A 902-nucleotide genomic window follows, 5' to 3' on the forward strand; every position below is an offset into this window, starting at 1 on the left:
ACGATGATGACACCTTTTGCACCTTTGGCAACATGATCAAATTGGTGAGTAACGAACGGATATGTTCCCTCTTCTTTCAGAGTAAATTCTACAACCGCTCCACCTGATGCAGGTAAAATAATTGTTTGTAAACCTTTAAGATGGTTTGCAGGGTTACCTTCAATATAAACATCATCCATAACGGTTCCAATTACGTGGAATGAACTGATTTGGTTTGGACCTACGTTATTAATGTAGAAACGAACTCTTTCACCTGGTTTTGCATAAAGAAGTGTTTCAGGCTCAGCAGGAGTTAATGATGTAACAGTTCCGTTAGTGTTTACTCCATCAAATGTATAGCCATCAAACTCATTATCTTCTAAATACTCAAGTGTCTTTGCAGAGAATGTCACTTGACGAGGAGGCATGTTCATCATGTTGTTTAAGTCGTTATATTTATACCAGTCGTTTTGGATAATCACAAACTCGCGATCTACTAAATCATCAGTTGGATAGCCATCTTTCGGCATGACAATGATAACACCGTGCATTCCGTTCGCGATATGGGCAAGAACTGGGTCAGTTGCACAGTGATACATGAATACACCTGGATAATTTGCCTGGAAACGGAATGTTCCTGTTTCATTTGGTGCTACATCTGCATAGCCTGTCTTTGGATCAGTGTGAACCGCATGGAAGTCATTACTGTGCGGAATCGCTGGATCCATATTATGAAGTGTGAAGTTAATCCAGTCACCTTCTTGTACAACAAGTAAAGGACCAGGAGCTTCACCGTTAAAGTTCCATGTATTATAAACGATACCAGGGGCAATTTCGATATCCGTTACTTGAGCTGTCATTTCAATGTTGACTTCGTTTGGTCCAATACGCTCAATTTTTACAGGTGTCGGCTCTTGACTTAA

At 40.2% G+C, this 902-nt stretch carries 1 protein-coding gene; it reads right to left on the bottom strand.

Annotated features, from left to right (window positions below; genetic code table 11):
* On the bottom strand, positions 1-902 hold a 902-nt coding region (locus tag ACJ2A9_RS23625), incomplete at both ends, for a multicopper oxidase domain-containing protein (RefSeq protein ID WP_441424113.1).

Origin of the sequence: Anaerobacillus sp. MEB173 (genome assembly GCF_052119505.1) — a bacterium.
In the GTDB taxonomy this organism is placed as follows: domain Bacteria; phylum Bacillota; class Bacilli; order Bacillales; family JBJMAU01; genus JBJMAU01.